Raw genomic sequence first — 18,376 nt, 5'->3', positions numbered from 1 at the left:
GCTCAGGCCGTCGCGCACCTCTGCGCGCGCAGTGCGCGATCCAGCGCGCCCGCACCGACGACCAGCAGAACGCCGGCGCCGACCACCACGGCGCCGGCGGCGGGCCAGCCCGCGTGCTGGATCAGCACGCCGACGACCACCGGCCCGAGCGCCTGACCGGTGTTGCTGCCCTGCAGCAGCAGGCCCAGCGTCAGCGGCACGCGCGCCGGCGCCGAGGACACCAGCGGCGCCGAGGCCAGCAGGGTGGCCGGCAACAGCCCGCCGACCGCGGAGAACGCCACGCACAGCGCGAACGTGGTCCACGCGCCGAACGCCGGCAGGAAGATGCCGCACGCGCACAGCGCCATCACCGCGCCGGCGGTGGCCACCAGCGCGGCGGGCCGCACGCGGGCGAGCAGGGCGCCGGCCGCCAGATTGCCGATCGCGTTCGCCGCCGCCGCCGCGCCGCTCATGCTGCCGGCGGCGAGGGCATCGAGCTGCAGGCGGTGCCCCAGCAGGAACGGCAGGAAGCCGAAAAGCGCGAAGAACATCAGGCTGTACAGCGCGAACATCAGCCCGGCGGCGCGCGGGCCGGCTTCGCCGAACACGTCGCGGCCGCCGCGCACCGCCGCGCGCGCATCGAACCGCCGGTGCGCGCGCGGATCGCGCGGCACCACGACGGCCACCAGCGCCAACGCGACCGCCGCCAACAGGGCCGCGAACGACGCCAGCCCGTGCCAGGTCGCGAAATGCGGGCCGGCGACCATCGCCGCGGCGATGCCGAGCGGCGTCGCGCAGCTCCAGCAGGCATAGGCGATGCCGCGTGCGCGGCCGGACGCCGAGCGGTCGATCGCCGCGCCGCCGGCCACCACCACGCACAGGAAACCGAGCCCCTCGATCGCCCGCGCCGTCATCAGCGCCGCGAACGATCCGGCGAGCGCCGCACCGGCGGCCCCGGCGAGCGTGCTGGCGAGGCCGGCGAGCAGCACGCGGCGCGCGCCGAGCGCCGCGACCGCCGCACCCGCCGGCACGCTGGCGATCACGCCCAGCAGGGCGATCGCCGCACCGAGCGCGCCGAGCGCCGCCGTGCCGAGGCCGAACGCGTCCCGCAGGGGCATCGCCGCGACCGCGACCTTGCCGATCTGGAACGCCACCACCGCGCCCGCGAAGACCACGGTCGCGACCATTGCGCGCGCGCCGCGCATCACGCAGCCCGCTGCCGCGCCCGCGCGCCGGCGAGCGCCTCGGCGATCTGCGCCACGTAGCGGCCCTGGTAGCGCGCACCGGCCAGCTCGTTCTCGCTCGGAAGACGGTCGCCGTCGTCCTCGTTCTGGGCGAGGGTCGACGCGCCGTACGGCGTGCCGCCGGTGATCTCGTCCATGCGCAACTGGCCCTTGAACGCGTACGGCAGGCCGACCACGACCATGCCCAGATGCTGCAGCACGATCTGCGTGGACAGCAGCGTCGCCTCCTGGCCGCCGTGCTGGCTGCCGGTGGAGGTGAACACGCTGCCGACGCGGCCGACCAGCGCGTCGCGCATCCACAGGCCGCCGGCCTGATCGAGGAAGTTCTTCATCTGCGCGGCCATCGTGCCGAACCGCGTCGGCGTGCCGATCACGATGCCGTCGTACTCCGGCAGCTCGTCCACGCGCGCCAGCGGGACGTCGTCGCGCGCATAGCCCGCGCGCTGCGCGACCTCGGGCGGCACCAGTTCCGCCACCCGCTTCAGCACCGCGCTCGCGCCGGCTTCGCGGACGCCGGCGGCGACCGCCTGCGCCATCCGCGCGACGTGGCCGTACGAGGAGTAGTACAGGACGAGGATCCGGGTCATGGCGTTCTCCGCAGCGTCGATGGCGGCAGGATGCGCCCGGCGCGCGATCTGCGGAAGCGATAAAATTCCGATCGGTACGATCGCAAGGATCGATCAATGCTCGACGCGCTCACGCTCGACCAGCTCCGCACCTTCGTCGCCATCGTCGACGCCGGCGGCTTCCGTGCCGCCGCCGCACGGCTGCGGCGCGCGCAATCGGCCGTGAGCCACGCGGTGGCTGGGCTCGAAAGCGCGCTCGGGGTGACGCTGTTCGACCGCTCCGGTCGCCGCCCGGCGCTCACCGCCGAAGGGCAGGCCCTGCTCGGCACCGCGCGCGAGGTGCTGCTGCGCGTCGACGCGCTGCGAGCGCACGCGCGCGGGCTCGGCGCCGGCGTCGAGGCGGAACTGTCGATCGCGGTGGACACGATGTTCCCGCTGGCGATCGTCGGCCTGGCGCTGATGCAGGTGCGCGAGGCGTTCCCGCACGTGGCCTTGCGCGTGTCGGTCGAACCGCTCGGCGGCCCGCTCAGCGCGCTGCTCGAGAAGCGCGCCTCGCTCGCCATTCAGGCCGGCGAGGACTTCCGCGATCCGCGCGTGGTGCAGGAGCCGCTGTGGAACGAAAGCACCGTCGCGGTCGTGGCGCGCACGCATCCGCTCGCCCGCTCGAACGGAGGCCGCGTCGGCATCGAGGCGCTGGCCCGCCATCTGCAGATCGTGCTCACCGACCCCACGCCCCTGTCGGAAGGGCGCACGTTCGGCGTGCTGTCGCCGCAGATCTGCCGCGTCGCCACGCAGGACGCCAAGCACGCGCTGATCCTGGCCGGCCTCGGCTGGGGACGGCTGCCGGCGTGGCTGGTGGAACGCGATCTGAAGGAGCGCCGGCTGGTCCGTCTCGACGCCAGAGCGCTGGGCCCCCGCGCCGAGAGCCGCTTCGGCACCTACCTCGCGCATCGCATCGACGCCCCGCCCGGCCCCGCGGGGCGGTGTTTCGTCGATGCGCTGACGCGCGCGCGCAGGCGGGCCGGATCAGCCGCGAAGCCGGCGCGCCGCCCGCGGGGGCAGCGCGTCGGCCGGACGCGTTGAGGCTCGGGTGGGTCGGGGCGCGCCGCCGGGCGCGCGGAACCGGCGCGCCGCCGTCACTCCGGATCCAATGCGATCTGCGCGCCGCCCACGGTCTGGCGGACCAGCCGCAGCTCGAAGTCGGCCGCGCCGTCCTGCTTCTTCACCAGCACATGTTCGCCGTCGTCGAGCTCGACGCGGTAGGCCGAACCCAGATGGGCGACCAGCGCATCGCGGATGAGGCCGGCGACGGCGTTCTCGTCGGTGGGCGCCGGGATCGCGACCACGATCTCGACCGGCATGCCGCTGACGGGCGTCAGCTCGAACACGATCTCGCCGCTGCTTCGCGCGTCGCTGTCGACTTCGATGCGCCACTTGTTGGAGGGCGCCGCCCATGCGCTGCCGGCCGACAGGACCAGCGCCAGCGCGGCGGCCAGGCGCAGGGAGCGCAAGCGTGCGATGCGTGGCATGACAACCTCCATCGGTCGTGATGTCGGCCCGACGCTAGCAACGCCGCCGTGACGGCCGCGCCGCGTCGCGCGGGCCCGCGCGGCCCCGCTCAGCCGCGGTTCGCGCTCGTGAGCGCCGCCTTGATCGCGTCGCCTGCCGCCGCCATTCGTGGGATTCCCCCGAACAGGAGACCCCCATGTCGACCGTCCTCATCACCGGCGCCAACCGCGGCATCGGCCTGGCGCTGGCGCAGCACTACCGCAACCGCGGCGAGCGCGTGATCGCGGTCTGCCGCCACGCCAGCGAGGCGCTCGAACGCACCGGCGCGCAGGTCGAAAGCGGCGTGGACGTGCGCGACGACGCCGCGCTGGCGCGCCTGGCCGAACGGCTGGCCGACACGCGGATCGACGTGCTGCTGCTCAACGCCGGCGTGCTGCGCGCCGACCGCTTCGGGCAGATCGACGCCGCCGGCTTCGAGGCGATGCGCGAGCAGTTCGAGGTGAACGCGCTCGGCCCGCTGCGGGTGGCGCAGGCGCTGGCCGACCGCCTCGCCGACAACGCCAGGATCGGCATCGTCACCAGCCGCATGGGGTCGATGGCCGACAACGGCTCCGGCGGCTACTACGGCTATCGCGCCTCGAAGGCCGCGGTGAACGCGATCGGCCGTTCGCTGGCGCTCGACCTCAGGCCGCGCGGCATCGCGGTGTTCCTGCTGCATCCGGGCTTCGTATCGACCGACATGGTCGATCGTCGCGGCGAGATCGCGCCCGAGCGGGCCGCGGCGCAACTCGTCGAGCGCATGGACACGCTCACGCTGGCCGATACCGGTACGTTCTGGCACGCCAACGGCACGCCGCTGCCCTGGTAGCTTCGCGCCGGTTTCACGCCCGGCCGGTCATTCCGGCGCGACGGAGGCGCGGGTGTATCTGATCCAGTTCTACCTGCCGGTGTACGACAACGACGGACGCGCCTTCGGCCGGGCGCGCTTCGACGAGGTGCGTTCGGAACTCACCGAGCATTTCGGCGGCGTCACCGCCTACGTGCGCACGCCGGCGGTCGGCGACTGGGAGGACGCCGACGGCGACCGCCGGCGCGACGAGGTCGTGCTGTTCGAGGTGGTCGCGCCGGCGTTCGACCGGCGCTGGTGGAACGAGTACCGCGGCGCGCTGGAGCGGCGCTTCGCGCAGGAGGCGATCATGCTGCGCGCGTGGCCGGTCGAGACGCTGTAGGGCGTCGCGCGCGTCAGCCGCGGCCCGGGCGAAGCGACGCGCCGACGCTCGCGCACTCGGCCGCGGTCCCGCGCCCGGTGCCCACGCACAGACGGAACGTCCGCACGCCGGTGAGCTGCCGGCTCTCGCCGACCGCAAGCGCGAAGCGCGCCGCCGTGCGCGTGTCGCACGCCGAGGCATCGCGCGCGTCCGCGCAGCGCCCGGCGTACAGCGCGTAATGGCACTGCCCGCTCGCGCTGGCGCGGCACTCGAAGCGCGCCACGCCGGCCTCGACCACGGTGCGGCTGTACAGGCGGTCGGCGCCGTCCTCGCGTTCGCGCTGGACGACGGTACTGGTGGCGGTGTCGCAGCCGTACAGCGACAGCACGAACGCGAACAGGGCAAGCAGCTTGTCCATGGCGGAGCCTCGCAGGATCACATGTGGCGGAACAGCGCCATGAACGGGGCGCTGACGATGAGCGTTTCGGGACGGTTCTTCAGCCGCACGACGCCGCGGCCGGCGTCGTCGCGGGCGATGCCGGCGATCGCCTTCAGGTTGACGATCGTGGAGCGGTGGATCTGCTTGAACAGGTTGCCGTCGAGCATCCCCAGCAGATCCTTGATCGGCGTGCGCAGCAGCGCTTCGCCGTCGGCGGTGACCACGGTCGTGTACTTGTTGTCGGCGCGGAAGTAGGCGACCTCGTCGACCAGGATCAGCCGCATCTCGCGGCCGGCGCTGGCGGTCAGCCAGGTCAGCGGCGGCGGCGCCGACTCCGCGCGCGGCAGGGCGGTGCCGACGCGGGCGAGCAGCGCGGCGATCGCGGTCGCCTGATCGCCGCCGCCGGCGCGCGACTGCAGACGCTGCACGGTCGCCTCCAGGCGCTGCGGCGCGATCGGCTTGAGCAGATAGTCGATCGCCCCGCGTTCGAACGCGTCGATCGCGTACTGGTCGTAGGCGGTGACGAACACGACCTGCGTGTGCGGGCTTTCCGCCGTCGCCGCGGCGGCCACTTCCAGGCCGGTGAGGCCCGGCATGCGGATGTCGAGGAAGGCGACGTCGGGGCGGTGGGCGGCGATCGCCTCCAGCGCGCTGGCGCCGTCCTCGCATTCGGCGACGATGCGCAACGCCGGCCAGGCGTGCCGCAGCTTCGCCACCAGGTCGGCGCGCAGCAGCGCCTCGTCCTCGGCGACGACGCAGGTGGGCGCGGCCTCAGTCATGGATCGCCTCCGTCCGCGCCGGCAGGGTGAGGGTGGCGGCCACGCCGCTGGGGAAGTTGGCGACCACCGCGAGCGAGGCGTCGTTGCCGTAGCGCAGGCGCAGGCGTTCGCGCACGTTCGCAAGGCCGATGCCGGTGCCGTTGCTCTTGCCGCCGAGCCCTTCGCCGTCGTCGGCCACGGTGACGGTCACCTGGCCTTCCTGGCGGCGCGCGCGGATCCAGATCGTGCCGCCGGCCGTGCGCGGTTCCAGTCCGTGCTTGATCGCGTTCTCCACCAGCGTCTGCAGCATCATCGGCGGCAGCGGGGTGGCGCGCAGCGCCTCGGGCACGTCCACCTGCACGTTCAGACGCGGACCCATGCGGATCTTGAGGATCTCGAGGTAAGCCAGCGCGCGCTCCAGCTCGGTGCCGAGCGTGGACAGCTCGTCCTCGGTGCGCGGCAGCGAATGGCGCAGGTACTGGATGAGGTGGCCGAGCATCTCGTCGGCGCGCGCCGGATCGCTGCGGGTGAGCAACTGGGCACTGGCTAGGGTGTTGTAGAGGAAGTGCGGCTCGACCTGCGCGTGCAGCAGGCTCAGGCGCGCGACGGTGAGCTCCTTCTCGGTCGCGGTCTGGGCGGCCGCGGCCTGTTCGCGGCGCCGCCGCTCGGCCACCCGGCGCGCGACCGCGCGGCTGATCGCCTCGGCGTTCTCGTAGTTGGTGCCGTCGTCCACCAGGAACCAGTCGGTCCAGGTGCCGGCCTCCGGCTCGCAGATCAGAGTGACGCTGCCGGCATCGTCGGCGCGCGGCGTCACCGTCGCCAGGATCTGATTGCGCGCGATGCCGAACCACAGCACCGGGTTGAAGCGGCCCAGCGGCCGTTCGCCGTAGGTGTCCGGGCGCGCGACCTTGGCGCGGATCTGCAGGCTGTCGCGCGCGCTCTCCACGTGCTGGATGCGCGGCAGCTCGCGGATCGCCGCATCGAGCAGGTCGAACGCTTCGCCGGCCTCGAACGGGATCTCGATCTGCCGCCGCTGGCGGTTGCCGAGCGTGGAGCGGTCGATGCGGCCGGCGATCAGCCGCACCCGGCCCAGGTGCGAGAACGCACCGGCCACCACCAGCGCCATCGTCAGCATGCCGAACATCGCGATCGGCCAGTCCCAGCGGCCGATCAGCGGCAGTTCCGACCACAGCCCCGACAGCAGCAGGATGGCCAGCAGCCAGGCGAGGGCGATGCGCAGGACGAACAGGAGGCTCTTGAACACGGTCGGATGGCCGCTGCGAAGGTGAGCGCAGCATAGGCGGGGGGCGCGCGGCGGAAAGGGGGGCTGCGACGGAACCGGTCCTGCGCCGACGAAACGGCCTTGCGGGCGACCGGGACCGGCGGCCGGGGTGGGGCGATGGCATCGCCGTCACGCGCGCATCGGAAGAATCGGCCGCCGCATCCAGTGACGGAGGCCGCATGAGCTACGCGCCCAGTGCGTGCGAGGCGCTCCCCCGTGCGCCCGAGCCCGACAGCACGCTCGCCTTTCTGCGCGAGGGCTACCTGTTCGGCCTCAACCGCTTCCGCCGCCTGGGCACCGACGCGTTCGAAGCCCGCTTGGGCCTGCGGCGCGTGCTCTACGTGCACGGCGCCGAGGCCGCCGCGATGTTCTACGCGCCCGACCGCTTCACCCGGCGCGGCGCCATCCCGCCCTCCACGCTGACCCTGCTGCAGGATTTCGGCAGCGTGCAGCGGCTGGACGGTGCCGCCCACCGGCACCGCAAGGCGATGTTCATGCGCCTGCTCGACGTGACCGCGGCCACGCGGCTGGTACTCGAATTCCGCGACGAGTGGGAACGCCGCCTCGCGCGCTGGACGCACGAGCGCGCGCTGGTGCTGCACGACGAGATCGAGGCGATCCTCTGCCGTGCCGCCTGCCGCTGGGCCGGCGTCGCGCTCGCCGAGGCCGAGGCGGACGCGCGCAGCCGCGACTTCTCGGCGATGATCGACGGCGCCGGCGCGATCGGCGCCCGCTTCGCGCGCGGGATGCTCGCCCGCTACCGCGTCGAGCGCTGGATCCGCGACGAGATCGCCCGCCTGCGCGCGCGCGGCGAGGACGACAGCCCGGCCTCGCGCATCGCCCATCACCGCGAGCCCGACGGCCGCCCGCTCGACGAGCGCGTCGCCGCGGTGGAGCTGATCAACCTGCTGCGTCCCACCGTCGCGTTGGCGCGCTGGGTCACTTTCGCCGCGCTGGCGCTGCACCAGTACCCGCTGCTGCGGCCGCGCCTGCGCGCGCGCGAGCCGCGCCTGCTGCTGCACGTGGTGCAGGAGGTACGCCGCTTCTACCCGTTCTTCCCGGCGGTGGGCGGACGCGTGCGGGTGCCGTTCGAATGGCGCGGCCGGCGCTTCGAGCCGGGCGAGTGGGTGATGCTCGACCTCTACGCCACCGACCACGACGAGCGGCTGTGGCACGAACCGCACCGCTTCGATCCCGACCGTTTCCGACGCCGCACGCCGGGCGCGTTCGACCTGATCCCGCAGGGCGCCGGCGACTACGCCCACGGCCACCGCTGCCCGGGCGAGAACCCCGGCATCGCGCTGCTGATGAGCGCGGTGGACGCGCTCGCCACCCGCATCGACTACGACGTGCCGGCGCAGGATCTGACCTATCCGTTCGACCGCCTGCCGAGCCTGCCGGTGAGCCGCTTCGTCATCGCCCGCGTGCGCGGCCGCCGTTGAGCCGCTAACCGCGGTCCAGCAGCGTGCGCAGCACCGGCAGCGTGGTGACGTCGTCCACGCCCTTGAGCGCGGCGATCCGCTCGCGCGCGTCGGCGAGCTGCGCCGGCGTTGCGGTCGCCACCCGCACCAGCAGGTCGATGTCGCCGGCCAGGCTGTGGCATTCGCGCACTTCCGGCATCGCCTGCAGCGCCGGCATCACGTCGTCGCAACTGAAGCCTTCGGCATAGCGCAGGCACAGCCACGCCTGCAGCGGGGCGATCCCGTGGCCCAGCCGCACCGTGTACTGCGCGATCACGCCGTGCGCCTCCAGCCGCTGCAGACGTTCCTGCACCGCGCTGCGCGACAGGCCGACCGCCTGCGCGAGGGCCACCACGGGCCGGCGCGCGTCGTCCTGCAGCAGGGCGATCAGGCGGCGGTCGATCTCGTCGGGCGTCTTCATGGCGGCCGGCATGACGGGCGGAACCGGCATTCTGCCGGGTTGCGACCGGCGCGGCAGAACACGGACGCTGACGTCCCTTCCGCACGAGAGTCGCGCCATGCGCTTCGACGAACCGGCCGCCCTGATCCCGATCGACCTGCAGCAGGGCTTCGACCTGCCGGCCTGGCCGCGCCGCAACAACCCCGCGCTCGACGCCAACGGCCTGCGCCTGCTGCAAGGATGGCGCGCCAGCGGCCGCCCGCTGATCCACGTCCGTCACGACTCGGTGCAGCCCGGTTCGGTGTTCGAACCGACCCATCCGGGCAACGCGCTGCGGCCCGGCTTCGAACCGCGCGAGGGCGAGCCGCTGGTGAGCAAATCCGTCAACGCCGCCTTCATCGGCACCGATCTGGACCTGCGGCTGCGCCGTCTCGGCGTGCGCCACGTCGTGCTGTTCGGCATCAGCACCGACATGTGCGTATCGACCACCGCGCGGGTGGCGGCCAATCTCGGCTATCGCGTCACCGTGGTCGGCGACGCCTGCGCCTGCTTCGAGCTGCCGGACGGCAACGGCGGCACGATCGACGCCGACGCGATCCACCGCGCGCATCTGGCGACGCTGCGTGCCGAATTCGCCGAGGTCGTCGACACCGACGCGGTGCTGGCGGCGCTCGCCGCCTGAGGCCGCTCAGCTCGGCCGCGGGCGCGGGGCCTCGGTCTCGCCCCCGGCGTGCGGCGCGAAGCCCTCCTCGCGGCGCGGCGCATGCTGTTTCACCCAGTCGACGTAGCGGTCCATCCAGGTCTGCAGGAAATCGCGGCTGGCCTCGCCGATGCGCCCGTCCGTGGTGAGCAGGCCCTCCTTGTACTGCAGGTAGACCTCCGGCTGCCCGAGCACCGGCATCTCCAGGTAGGAGAGCATGCAGCGCAGATGCTGCTGGGCGCAGGCGGTGCCGATGGCGCCGATCGACACCCCGAGGATTCCCGCCGGCTTGCCCGCCCACGCGCTCTGGCCGTACGGACGCGACGCATGGTCGATCGCGTTCTTCAGCACGCCGGGGATCGAGCGGTTGTACTCGGGCGTGACGAAGATGACGCCGTCGCTGCCGGCGATCTCGCGCTTCAGGCGCACCACCGGCGCGGCCGGTGCGGCGTCGTCGTCCTGGTTGTAGAGCGGCAGGTCGCCGATCTCCACCGTCTGCAGCTCGAACGCCTGCGGCGCAAGCGACTGCAGCGCGCGCGCCAGTTGCCGGTTGAACGAGTCGCGGCGCAGGCTGCCGACGACCACGGCGATGCGGTAGGACGCCACTGGTGGCCTCCGTCGAAGGAGAGAAGCCCATTCCAGCGGCGCGCGCGTCGGAGCGCCGTGACCGGCGCGCGACGGCCGCGCATCGCCGCGACCGCCGAGCCGGACCGCGGCGTTTCGCCGAGCCGGTGGCCAACGCGCGACGGCGGGCCAAGCCCCGCAACGCCGATCCGATCGCGCGTCGCAAAACCGTGACCGCTTCGTAGGTTGGGCTGAGCGCAGCGAAGCCCAACATCCCAGTCCCCAGTCCCCAGTCCCCAGTCCCCAGTTCCCAGTTCCCAGTTCCCAGTTCCCAGTTCCCAGTTCCCAGTTCCCCGCTCCCCGATTCCCGATTCCCGATTCCCGATTCCCGATTCCCGATTCCCGATTCCCGATTCCCGATTCCCGATTCCCGATTCCCACCCCGCCCCCCAGTCTGAACGCCGGCCGCGGTCGCGTTTGTGCTGCGGCCGGTTTCGGGTTACCGTGCACGTGCTGAGTTCGCCAAGGGTCACTGTGAACCGTGGCCCGATGCCGCCGATTCCGATCGCTCCATCGTTCCCCTCGCTTGCTCCTTGCAACCAGCGTCACCGGCCGCCTTTCGGGCGGCGCATCCATCATCCAAGGAGCAATCCATGTCCAACCGTGAAACCGGTACCGTCAAGTGGTTCAACGATGCCAAGGGCTTCGGCTTCATCAGCCGCGAGTCGGGCGACGACGTGTTCGTGCACTTCCGTTCCATCCAGGGCTCGGGCTTCAAGACCCTGAAGGAAGGCCAGAAGGTCACGTTCGTGGTCGCGCGCGGCCAGAAGGGCCTGCAGGCCGATCAGGTCGAAGCGGTCTGAACCGCTGAACTTCCGTTCGGAAGCGAAAAGCCCGGCGCAAGCCGGGCTTTTTCGTTGCGGCGCCCGGAGGCTCGCCGCGCCGCGGCTCGCGCGGCCGCGGCGGGGCGGCCGCCTGTGTGAACGCGTTGCCCTGTTCACTCTGATGAAGCGTCCACCGGCGCGTGGCATCCGTAGGCTTTCCCCGCACCGATCCCGCACAAGGAATTCCCGGTCGTGGACCTCGAAGCACGCCCCGGCTACGAACAGCTCGTCATCCAGCTTGCCGGCCTGCGCGCCTATCTGCCGGAACTGCGCCGGCGCCACGCCTCCCCGCAGGAGGTCCAGCAGGCGCTGGTGCGGCTGTGGGGGCCGATCCTGCGCTCGGTGGCGGCCGACGACGAGCTGTGGTCGTTCGCCTACTACGAGCTGGAGCAGATCCGCTGCGATGCCGACCCCGCGCTCGCGCGCATGCTGCGCCGGCGTCCGCGCCGCCGCAGCGCCTGCGGCCGCCGCCGCTGCGCGCTGCCGGCGCCGACCGACGCATGACGCGTCCGCCGCGCCGGATGCCTGCGGCTGAGGGAAATCCCGGAGTGCGTCGTGCCGCGCCCGGTGCGATGCTCGACTGCCCGGAACCGCCCGCCGCCGCCATGGCCGACGCCACGCCGCTGCGCACCGTGGAAGCCGCCGCCGCCGCCCTCGAGACGCTGCGCGCGCGGCTGCCGGCGCTGGTGCAGGCGCATCCGGATCTGAACGACTTCCTTGCCGTGTTCCGCGCCGAATGCGTGCCGCTGCTGCAGCGCGCGGACGATCCGGCGGTGCGCGCCTGGCTGCAAAGCGAACTGGAACTGATCCTCACCGAACTGCGCGCCTGGCCGGCCGCCGACGCCTGGGCGCTGGCCACCCTGCATGCCTGAACCGCTCATCCCGGCCCGATCCGGCCGGGCCGCCGGGGTCAAGTCCGGCCGCGCGCGGCCGCTAACGGGCAGGAGAACTCCAGCAGGGGCAACCCCGTCCGCCGCGTGATCATGCCCCGAGCCGCCGCCGCTTCGCGCCCCGACAAGCGCCTGCGCTCGATCCGCTTCCAGATCGTGGCCGCGGTCGCGGGCACGACCATCATCGCCGGGCTGCTGCTGCTGCCGTTCGCGCAGCGGCTGATCGACCGCAGCTTCCAGGCGTTCGAGGTCGCGCGCGCCGAGGTCGAGGCCGAACGCATGCAGACGATCCTCGCCGGTGTCGGCGAGTCGTTCGGCCGCACCGCGCTGGACTACAGCCGCTGGGACGAGACCGTCGAATTCGTCGCCGGACGCAATCCGGGCTGGCTGGACGAGCAGCTCACGCCGGACGTGCTGGCCAACTTCCACGCCAACCTGATCGTGATGGTGGACCGCACGCTGAAGCCGGTGGGCATGCGCCACGACGGCGACCGCGCGCTGCTCGACCGCCTGCCCGCGCTGCTGCGCGAGCGCCAGTTGTGCGAGCTGGCGCGGGACACGCGCGAGCCGCTGTACCGCTTCGCGCTGGTCGACGCGCGCCCGTTCGTGCTGGTGTGCACGCCGGTGATGCCGCAGGAGGGCAACGAGCCGGCGGTCGGCGCGATGCTGTGGGTGGCCGAGCTGGACGCGCGGCGCCGCGCCGAGCTGATGCGGCTGACCCAGTTCCCGTTCGAGCTCGGGCCGGTGCCGGAACGCCCGGTCCTGGCGATGGCCTTCGGCGAGGACGCGATCGACATGCGCCAGCCGGTGCGCGACTGGGACGGGCACGTGGCGATGCAGGCGCAGGTCCGGCTGCAGCGTCTGCTCGGGCCGCAGCGCAAGCTGGTTTCGCGGGTGGCCCTGCTGCTGCTGGGGGTGGCGGTGCTGCTGCCGCCGCTGATCGTGCTGGTGCTGCTGGAGGCTCTGGTGGTGCGCCGCATCCAGCGCGTCTCGCACTGGGTGCGCGCCACCCGGGTCGGCGGTCCGGTGGTGGTGGAAAGCCAGTTGCGCCGCATCGCCGACGGCCGCGCCGGCTTCGCCGAACTGCAGAAGCTGGCGCACGACGTGGCCGCGCTCGCCGAACATCTGGATGCGCTGCGCGCCGGCTGGCAGGCGGCGGCGATGAGCGACTCGCTCACCGGCCTGGGCAACCGCGCGCGGCTGATGCTCGATCTGGACGATCTGCTGGACATGCCGCGCACCCAGGTCGCGCTGCTGCTGCTGGACCTGGACGGCTTCAAGGCGATCAACGACACCCTCGGCCACCCGGTCGGCGATGCGCTGCTGAAGGAAGTCGCCGAGAAGCTGGTCGCGCTGCTGCCGGAAAGCGCGCGCGCCTACCGCCTGGGCGGCGACGAGTTCGCCGCGGTGATCGCCGGCGCCGAGCGCGAGGCGGTGGACGCGCTGGCGGAACGGCTGGCGCGGCAACTGCGCTTCGTCCGCCATGCGCCCGAGGCGCCGCTGGTGGTCACCGCCAGCATCGGCACCGCCTACGCCGGCGGCGAGGAAGCGCCCGCCGTCTCCGAGCTGCTCACCCGCGCCGACGTGGCGATGTACGAGGCCAAGCGCGTCGGCCGCGGCGGCTTCCGCCGCTATTCGCCCAGCCTGCGCGCCGAGCAGCGCGAACGCACCGAGGTCGTCAACGCGCTGCGGGTGGCGCTCGAGCACGGCCGGCTCAAGGCCTGGTTCCAGCCGATCGCCACCGCGGCCGACGGCCGCATCCAGGCGGTGGAGGCGCTCGCGCGCTGGCACGAGCCCGGCTGGGGCTGGGTGTCGCCGGCGCGCTTCATCCCCGCCGCCGAGCGCGCCGGGCTGATCGCCGAGGTCGACCTGGCGGTGATCGCCGACGCGCTGGAGGCGTTCGCGCCGCTGCGCGCGCTGCACCCGGCCCTGCGCCTGCACGTCAACGTCTCCGCGCGCAGCCTGGCCGATCCGGGGTTTCTCGACCGCCTGTTCGCCAGCGTGCGGCGCAGCGCGGTGCCGGCCGACGCGGTGGCGGTGGAACTGACCGAGACCGACCTCAGCGTCAGCCACGAGCAGCTCGAGGACGCGCTCGGTCGCCTGCGCGCGTTCGGCATCCACCTGATCATCGACGACTTCGGCGTCGGCGCCTCCTCGCTCGGCCGGCTGGCGGCGATCCATCCGGAGGCGATCAAGATCGACGGCAGCTTCGTGCGCGACGTGCACGGCGACGGCGGCCGCATCTGCCGCGCGATCGTCGAGCTGGCGCGCGAACTGGGCCTGGCCACGGTGGCCGAATACGTCGAGCGCGAGGACCAGGCGGTGGCGCTGGCGGCGATGGGCTGCACCGCGCTGCAGGGCTACGGTGTCGGTCAGCCGATGCCGGCCGAGGCGCTGGCGCCGTGGCTGGCGCAGCACGAGGACCGCAGCGGCGCCGCGCGCGCCGAGCGCGCGCCCGCCTGAACGCGCGCCGCGGCCGCTTGAATGCGGCCCGCGCGCGCCCCATCCTGAGCCCATGAGCTCCGCCATCACCGAAATCCCGGCCGCGCCGGACTACCAGTCGATCGAGGCGCCGCTGCGCTTCACCGCCGCCGCCGCGCACAAGGTGCGCGAGCTGATCGCCGAGGAAGGCAACGACGCGCTCAAGCTGCGCGTGTACATCCAGGGCGGCGGCTGCTCCGGCTTCCAGTACGGCTTCGAGTTCGACGAACAGCAGAACGGGGACGACCTCGCGGTGACCACCGAAGGCGTCACCCTGCTGGTCGATCCGCTCAGCCTGCAGTACCTGATGGGCGCGGAAGTGGACTACGCCGAGAGCCTGCACGGCGCGCAGTTCGTGATCCGCAACCCGAACGCCAAGACCACCTGCGGCTGCGGCTCCTCGTTCACGGTGTGAGCGCCGCGCCGTTCGCCTTCGTCGAAGCCGACCCCTGCGCGGCCGCGCTCGACCGCGCCGACGCCCTGCGCGACGACCCCGATGCGCTCGCCCGCCTGTGGGCGCAGGCGCGCGTGCTGCTGCTCGACGCGCGCGGCGACGCGCTGGCGCAGGCCGACGGCACGCCGTTCCTGCCGCGCGGCGCCGAGCTGAGCCAGGGGCCGGGCGGGGCGGGTGCGGCCACCTTCCTGGGCCTGGATGGCAATGGCGGCGCCTGGTTCGCGCTCGAGGCCGAACTGGCCGCGCTCGGCGCGCCGGCCACGGTCGATCTGCGCACCGCCGCCGCGCGCTGGCCGGCGCTGGACGCGGGCGTGTTCGCGCAGGCGCGCGCGATGCAGAGCTGGCGCCAGCGGCATCGCCATTGCGGCGCCTGCGGCGCGCGGCTGCAGGTGGCGCGCGCCGGCTGGGTCGGTCGCTGCACCGGTTGCGGCGCCGAGCACTATCCGCGCACCGATCCGGCGGTGATCGCCGCCGTCAGCGACGGCGCCCGTCTGCTGCTCGGGCGGCAGTCGACGTGGCCGCCGCGGCGCTGGTCGGTGCTGGCCGGTTTCGTCGAACCGGGCGAGAGCCTGGAACAGACCGTGGTGCGCGAAGTGCGCGAGGAAACCGGCGTGCGCGTGCGCCGCTGCCGCTACCAGGCCTCGCAGCCGTGGCCGTTTCCCGGCGCGCTGATGGTCGGTTTCCTCGCCGAGGCCGAACCCGACGAACCGCGCGCGGGCGACGAACTCGAAGCCGCGCGCTGGTTCACCGCCGACGAGATCCGCGCCGCCTGGGAGCGCGACGCACCCGGCGCGGCGGACGACGGCGGCCCGCTGCTGTCGGCGCGGATCTCGATCGCGCGCTGGCTGATCGGCCGTTGGCTGGGCGCGCTCGAAGGCGGCCACGGCTGACAGGCTAGAATCGCCGGACCTCGCAGATACGGCCGCCGGGAGGGCAGGAATGGCCATCACGCTGATCGCCACCGTCGTCGCGCTGGTGCTGGGGCACCTGGCGCCTTCGATGGTGAACGCGGTGCGCCATTTCGGCTGGTTCGAAAGCTGGCTGCGCGGCTTCAACGCCCGCTTCCACGAGGGCAGCGCCTGGCACGGCCGCTGGGGCCTGCTGCTGGCGCTGCTGCCGCCGCTGCTGCTGGTGCTGGTGTTCCAGCTCGCGCTCGACGAACCGATGCTCGGCATCCCCGCGCTGTTGTTCGGCACGGTGGTGCTGGTGTACTGCTGGGGCCCGCGCGATCTGGATCTGGACGTCGACGCCATCGTGCACGCGCCCGACGCCGCCAGCCGGCGTTCGGCCGCCGCCGCGCTGTATGCGGAGGACGAGCCGCCGTCGCTGGAGCCGGCGCGGCTGGTCGAGTCGGTGTTCCGCAACGCGCTGCGCCGCTGGTTCGGCGTGCTGTTCTGGTTCATGGTGCTGGGGCCGTTCGGCGCGCTGCTGTACCGCCTGACCGTGCTGGCCGTCGACGGCCCGGGCAGCCGCCTGCTGCCGCCGGCCACCTTGGCCGGCGCGCGCGCGCTGCTGAAGGCGCTGGAGTGGCCGGTCGCGCAACTGATGACGCTGTCGCTGGCGCTGGTGAGCGATTTCGATGCGGTGCTCGAGGCTTGGCGTGGTAACGGCGGCGCCTCGTTCGACGTCGATGCGCGCTTCCTCGAGGCGGTCGCCCGCGCCTGCGTGAAAAGCGATCTGGCCGAGGAAGTGGCCGACTACGGCGAGACCGAAGGCAGCCCGAACGCGCTGGCCGTGCTCGGCGAGCTGCCGGAACTGCGCGACGCCATGAGCCTCGCCTGGCGCGCGCTGCTGGCGTGGCTGGCGGTGCTGGCCCTGTTCGTCATCGCCGGCTTCGTCGCCTGACGCGCTCGTGCAGGAGCGGCTTCAGCCGCGACCGGGCGCCGCGAGGCGCGTAGGGCGGGTCCCGACCCGCAGCGCCGGTACCGCATCGCGACGGAAGCCGCTCCCGTAGGTCGGGCAGAGCGCAGCGAAGCCCAACACCGCATCGCCAGCCCGCGTGCCGTGTGGAACGTTGGGCTTCGCCTTCGGCTCAGCCCAACCCACGGATCCCGCGCGTAGGGCGGGTCTCGACCCGCCGCTCCCGCATGCGCTACGCCGAATCCTTCCGCGATGGCGCCTTGCGCGCCTGCGCCCCGCGCCGTAAACGCACCATCGCAAAGTCCGTAGGTTGGGCTGAGCGCAGCGAAGCCCAACACCGCATCGCCAGCCCGCGTGCCGTGTGGAACGTTGGGCTTCGCCTTCGGCTCAGCCCAACCTACGGATCCCGCGCGTAGGGCGGGTCTCGACCCGCCGCTCCCGCGTGCGCTACGCCGAATCCTTCGACAATGGCGCCTTGCGCGCCTGCGCCCCGCGCCGTAGACGCACCATCGCAAAGACGATCAGGCCAACGCTGACCGCCACCGCGCCGGCGACCAGCAGCAGCACCAGCGCCCAGACTCCTACGCTCATCCCACCCATCCGACACCTCCTTGCGAAGCGGGCGGCGCTCCGCCCGCGAACGGTCGTCCCGCTCAGCCGGTAGGTTGGGCTGAGCGCAGCGAAGCCCAACACCGCCTCGCCAGCCCGCGCCGTGCCGCGAGAATGTTGGGCTTCGCCCTTCGGCTCAGCCCGACTACGAATCAGCCCGGCGCCAGCCAGACGAACGGCGCCCACGGCAGGTTGCGGGCGACGGCGAACGCCGGCACCAGCACCAGCCAGAACGCCGGCGCGCCGATCACGCGCATCGCCGGCGCCAGCGCCTTCGGCCGCCAGCCGCGCGACCACGCGACCAGCAGCGGCACCGCCACCAGCGCGAACACGAACAGCGGGTTCATGTCGAGCGCGCGCACGATGTCCCCATGCACCAGCGCGTGCATCGACCGCGTACTGCCGCAGCCCGGGCAGTACAGCCCGGTCAGCAGGTTGAACAGACAGGGCAGGAACGGATTGCCCTCGACGTTGGGATCGTAGCTGCGCAGCAGCCACACCCCCGACGCGGCCGCCGCGGCGGCCGCGCCGAAACCCAGCAGAGGCAGAGGGCGCAGCGTCACGGCCTTACTGCATGTTCTGCATCATCTGCATCTGTTCCATGAAGGCCGCCATGCCGCCGGTGGTGAACCACCAGGCGCTCCACAGCACGCCGACGATCGCCAGCGCAGTGGCCACCCAGCACCAGATCTTGGCGTTCTCGGAGGCGCGGCGCGCGCCCTCGATGTCGCCGGCGTTGAGCTTGGAATTGACCTGCGTGGCGTAGACGATCGCCACGATGCCCAGCAGGCCCACCGGGCAGCAGAAGCAGGTGGCCAGGATCGTGGAGACGATCGCCCAGGCCAGATGGTTCGGAATCGACTGGGCCGAAACCGGCGTATTCATGAGGCTCCCCTTTCTTGTTGGTTCACACGCCGGCGTGGCGCGAGCCGATGCTAGCAGACGCCGCCGCGTGCGCTAGGTGTGATGTTTCAAGAGGTTGTTCCCCTCTGACCGGAGGGCGAAGCTGATGTCGCCAAACACCCAGCTCCCATCCGCGAGGGGAACAACCATGCACAAGAATGCGCGCCTGACCGCGAAGGGTCGAGA

General features: G+C 72.8%; 23 protein-coding genes. 12 read left to right on the top strand and 11 right to left on the bottom strand.

The window, feature by feature from the left end; genetic code table 11:
* Positions 1-2: 2 nt before the first annotated feature.
* Both FQY64_RS11125 and wrbA read right to left on the bottom strand, forming a co-directional pair.
* Positions 3-1,166, bottom strand: a complete 1,164-nt coding sequence (locus tag FQY64_RS11125) for an MFS transporter (RefSeq protein ID WP_186760949.1) — start codon at positions 1,164-1,166, stop codon at positions 3-5.
* 17 nt (positions 1,167-1,183) lie between these two features.
* Positions 1,184-1,810 carry an NAD(P)H:quinone oxidoreductase gene (wrbA, locus tag FQY64_RS11120; protein ID WP_146474339.1) on the bottom strand — a complete coding sequence of 209 codons (627 nt, stop codon included), beginning with the start codon at positions 1,808-1,810 and terminating at the stop codon, positions 1,184-1,186.
* A 96-nt stretch (positions 1,811-1,906) separates the two neighbouring features.
* Between wrbA and FQY64_RS11115 the strand changes: the two genes are divergently transcribed.
* Positions 1,907-2,872 carry a LysR family transcriptional regulator gene (locus FQY64_RS11115; RefSeq protein WP_146474338.1) on the top strand — a complete coding sequence of 322 codons (966 nt, stop codon included), beginning with the start codon at positions 1,907-1,909 and terminating at the stop codon, positions 2,870-2,872.
* A 53-nt stretch (positions 2,873-2,925) separates the two neighbouring features.
* Here FQY64_RS11115 and FQY64_RS11110 read toward each other — a convergent pair whose 3' ends face one another.
* Positions 2,926-3,318: a hypothetical protein gene (locus FQY64_RS11110; RefSeq protein ID WP_146474337.1), complete on the bottom strand. Its 393-nt coding sequence runs from the start codon at positions 3,316-3,318 to the stop codon at positions 2,926-2,928.
* A 176-nt stretch (positions 3,319-3,494) separates the two neighbouring features.
* On the opposite strand from FQY64_RS11110, the gene FQY64_RS11105 reads away from it, so the two are divergent.
* Both FQY64_RS11105 and FQY64_RS11100 read left to right on the top strand, forming a co-directional pair.
* Positions 3,495-4,166: an SDR family oxidoreductase gene (locus FQY64_RS11105; RefSeq protein ID WP_146474336.1), complete on the top strand. Its 672-nt coding sequence runs from the start codon at positions 3,495-3,497 to the stop codon at positions 4,164-4,166.
* Positions 4,167-4,218: 52 nt separating this feature from the next.
* On the top strand, positions 4,219-4,527 hold the full coding sequence (locus tag FQY64_RS11100) for a hypothetical protein (RefSeq protein WP_146474335.1): 309 nt from the start codon (positions 4,219-4,221) through the stop codon (positions 4,525-4,527).
* 13 nt (positions 4,528-4,540) lie between these two features.
* Here FQY64_RS11100 and FQY64_RS11095 read toward each other — a convergent pair whose 3' ends face one another.
* From FQY64_RS11095 to FQY64_RS11085, 3 genes are read right to left on the bottom strand one after another with little or no spacing between them, the layout of a single operon-like run.
* Positions 4,541-4,924 carry a hypothetical protein gene (locus FQY64_RS11095; protein WP_146474334.1) on the bottom strand — a complete coding sequence of 128 codons (384 nt, stop codon included), beginning with the start codon at positions 4,922-4,924 and terminating at the stop codon, positions 4,541-4,543.
* A 17-nt stretch (positions 4,925-4,941) separates the two neighbouring features.
* A complete protein-coding gene (locus FQY64_RS11090; RefSeq protein ID WP_146474333.1) occupies positions 4,942-5,724 on the bottom strand; it encodes a LytR/AlgR family response regulator transcription factor in 783 nt (260 codons plus the stop codon).
* On the bottom strand, positions 5,717-6,967 hold the full coding sequence (locus FQY64_RS11085; protein WP_186760947.1) for a sensor histidine kinase: 1,251 nt from the start codon (positions 6,965-6,967) through the stop codon (positions 5,717-5,719). Before FQY64_RS11085 ends, FQY64_RS11090 begins: the two co-directional genes overlap by 8 nt.
* 197 nt (positions 6,968-7,164) lie before the next feature.
* Between FQY64_RS11085 and FQY64_RS11080 the strand changes: the two genes are divergently transcribed.
* Complete coding sequence (locus tag FQY64_RS11080; protein WP_146474332.1) at positions 7,165-8,427, top strand: cytochrome P450; 1,263 nt, start codon at positions 7,165-7,167, stop codon at positions 8,425-8,427.
* A 4-nt stretch (positions 8,428-8,431) separates the two neighbouring features.
* Here the strand turns inward: FQY64_RS11080 and FQY64_RS11075 are convergent, their stop codons facing one another.
* Positions 8,432-8,878, bottom strand: a complete 447-nt coding sequence (locus FQY64_RS11075) for an Lrp/AsnC family transcriptional regulator (protein ID WP_186760945.1) — start codon at positions 8,876-8,878, stop codon at positions 8,432-8,434.
* 85 nt (positions 8,879-8,963) lie between these two features.
* Between FQY64_RS11075 and FQY64_RS11070 the strand changes: the two genes are divergently transcribed.
* A complete protein-coding gene (locus FQY64_RS11070) occupies positions 8,964-9,527 on the top strand; it encodes a cysteine hydrolase family protein (RefSeq protein WP_146474330.1) in 564 nt (187 codons plus the stop codon).
* 6 nt (positions 9,528-9,533) lie between these two features.
* Here the strand turns inward: FQY64_RS11070 and FQY64_RS11065 are convergent, their stop codons facing one another.
* Complete coding sequence (locus FQY64_RS11065; protein WP_146474329.1) at positions 9,534-10,151, bottom strand: NADPH-dependent FMN reductase; 618 nt, start codon at positions 10,149-10,151, stop codon at positions 9,534-9,536.
* A gap of 611 nt (positions 10,152-10,762) precedes the next feature.
* Here FQY64_RS11065 and FQY64_RS11060 point away from each other — a divergent pair.
* The 7 genes from FQY64_RS11060 (at position 10,763) to FQY64_RS11030 (ending at position 16,663) form a co-directional block, all read left to right on the top strand.
* Positions 10,763-10,972 (top strand): cold-shock protein, encoded by a 210-nt coding sequence (locus FQY64_RS11060; protein WP_146474328.1) that lies wholly within the window; start codon positions 10,763-10,765, stop codon positions 10,970-10,972.
* Positions 10,973-11,185: 213 nt separating this feature from the next.
* Positions 11,186-11,497, top strand: a complete 312-nt coding sequence (locus FQY64_RS11055) for a hypothetical protein (protein WP_146474327.1) — start codon at positions 11,186-11,188, stop codon at positions 11,495-11,497.
* Positions 11,498-11,541: 44 nt separating this feature from the next.
* Positions 11,542-11,865: a hypothetical protein gene (locus FQY64_RS11050; RefSeq protein WP_146474326.1), complete on the top strand. Its 324-nt coding sequence runs from the start codon at positions 11,542-11,544 to the stop codon at positions 11,863-11,865.
* A gap of 111 nt (positions 11,866-11,976) precedes the next feature.
* A complete protein-coding gene (locus tag FQY64_RS11045) occupies positions 11,977-14,346 on the top strand; it encodes a putative bifunctional diguanylate cyclase/phosphodiesterase (RefSeq protein ID WP_146474325.1) in 2,370 nt (789 codons plus the stop codon).
* 52 nt (positions 14,347-14,398) lie between these two features.
* Positions 14,399-14,779 carry an iron-sulfur cluster insertion protein ErpA gene (gene erpA, locus FQY64_RS11040; protein WP_146474324.1) on the top strand — a complete coding sequence of 127 codons (381 nt, stop codon included), beginning with the start codon at positions 14,399-14,401 and terminating at the stop codon, positions 14,777-14,779.
* Positions 14,776-15,708 carry an NAD(+) diphosphatase gene (gene nudC, locus FQY64_RS11035; RefSeq protein WP_146474323.1) on the top strand — a complete coding sequence of 311 codons (933 nt, stop codon included), beginning with the start codon at positions 14,776-14,778 and terminating at the stop codon, positions 15,706-15,708. The genes erpA and nudC overlap by 4 nt, the downstream gene beginning before the upstream one ends.
* A 49-nt stretch (positions 15,709-15,757) precedes the next feature.
* Positions 15,758-16,663 (top strand): cobalamin biosynthesis protein, encoded by a 906-nt coding sequence (locus tag FQY64_RS11030; protein ID WP_146474322.1) that lies wholly within the window; start codon positions 15,758-15,760, stop codon positions 16,661-16,663.
* Positions 16,664-17,125: 462 nt separating this feature from the next.
* Here the strand turns inward: FQY64_RS11030 and FQY64_RS14795 are convergent, their stop codons facing one another.
* From FQY64_RS14795 to FQY64_RS11020, 3 genes are all read right to left on the bottom strand, one after another.
* On the bottom strand, positions 17,126-17,269 hold the full coding sequence (locus FQY64_RS14795; RefSeq protein ID WP_186760944.1) for a hypothetical protein: 144 nt from the start codon (positions 17,267-17,269) through the stop codon (positions 17,126-17,128).
* A 170-nt stretch (positions 17,270-17,439) separates the two neighbouring features.
* Positions 17,440-17,850, bottom strand: a complete 411-nt coding sequence (locus FQY64_RS11025) for a DUF2752 domain-containing protein (protein WP_146474321.1) — start codon at positions 17,848-17,850, stop codon at positions 17,440-17,442.
* 4 nt (positions 17,851-17,854) lie between these two features.
* On the bottom strand, positions 17,855-18,172 hold the full coding sequence (locus FQY64_RS11020) for a CD225/dispanin family protein (RefSeq protein ID WP_146474320.1): 318 nt from the start codon (positions 18,170-18,172) through the stop codon (positions 17,855-17,857).
* Positions 18,173-18,376: the final 204 nt, after the last annotated feature.

The organism is Vulcaniibacterium thermophilum, assembly GCF_007923255.1.
GTDB lineage: Bacteria > Pseudomonadota > Gammaproteobacteria > Xanthomonadales > Xanthomonadaceae > Lysobacter_F > Lysobacter_F thermophilum.
This window is presented reverse-complemented; position numbering and strand designations above follow the sequence as displayed.

What these genes read in the sequence shown, in the direction of transcription:
- FQY64_RS11125 (WP_186760949.1), bottom strand. Translation starts at nt 1,166, where the DNA reads ATGGTCGCGACCGTGGTCTTCGCGGGCGCGGTGGTGGCGTTCCAGATC.
- wrbA (WP_146474339.1), bottom strand. Translation starts at nt 1,810, where the DNA reads ATGACCCGGATCCTCGTCCTGTACTACTCCTCGTACGGCCACGTCGCG.
- FQY64_RS11115 (WP_146474338.1), top strand. Translation starts at nt 1,907, where the DNA reads ATGCTCGACGCGCTCACGCTCGACCAGCTCCGCACCTTCGTCGCCATC.
- FQY64_RS11110 (WP_146474337.1), bottom strand. Translation starts at nt 3,318, where the DNA reads ATGCCACGCATCGCACGCTTGCGCTCCCTGCGCCTGGCCGCCGCGCTG.
- FQY64_RS11105 (WP_146474336.1), top strand. Translation starts at nt 3,495, where the DNA reads ATGTCGACCGTCCTCATCACCGGCGCCAACCGCGGCATCGGCCTGGCG.
- FQY64_RS11095 (WP_146474334.1), bottom strand. Translation starts at nt 4,924, where the DNA reads ATGGACAAGCTGCTTGCCCTGTTCGCGTTCGTGCTGTCGCTGTACGGC.
- FQY64_RS11090 (WP_146474333.1), bottom strand. Translation starts at nt 5,724, where the DNA reads ATGACTGAGGCCGCGCCCACCTGCGTCGTCGCCGAGGACGAGGCGCTG.
- FQY64_RS11080 (WP_146474332.1), top strand. Translation starts at nt 7,165, where the DNA reads ATGAGCTACGCGCCCAGTGCGTGCGAGGCGCTCCCCCGTGCGCCCGAG.
- FQY64_RS11075 (WP_186760945.1), bottom strand. Translation starts at nt 8,878, where the DNA reads ATGCCGGCCGCCATGAAGACGCCCGACGAGATCGACCGCCGCCTGATC.
- FQY64_RS11070 (WP_146474330.1), top strand. Translation starts at nt 8,964, where the DNA reads ATGCGCTTCGACGAACCGGCCGCCCTGATCCCGATCGACCTGCAGCAG.
- FQY64_RS11060 (WP_146474328.1), top strand. Translation starts at nt 10,763, where the DNA reads ATGTCCAACCGTGAAACCGGTACCGTCAAGTGGTTCAACGATGCCAAG.
- FQY64_RS11045 (WP_146474325.1), top strand. Translation starts at nt 11,977, where the DNA reads ATGCCCCGAGCCGCCGCCGCTTCGCGCCCCGACAAGCGCCTGCGCTCG.
- erpA (WP_146474324.1), top strand. Translation starts at nt 14,399, where the DNA reads ATGAGCTCCGCCATCACCGAAATCCCGGCCGCGCCGGACTACCAGTCG.
- FQY64_RS11030 (WP_146474322.1), top strand. Translation starts at nt 15,758, where the DNA reads ATGGCCATCACGCTGATCGCCACCGTCGTCGCGCTGGTGCTGGGGCAC.
- FQY64_RS14795 (WP_186760944.1), bottom strand. Translation starts at nt 17,269, where the DNA reads ATGAGCGTAGGAGTCTGGGCGCTGGTGCTGCTGCTGGTCGCCGGCGCG.
- FQY64_RS11020 (WP_146474320.1), bottom strand. Translation starts at nt 18,172, where the DNA reads ATGAATACGCCGGTTTCGGCCCAGTCGATTCCGAACCATCTGGCCTGG.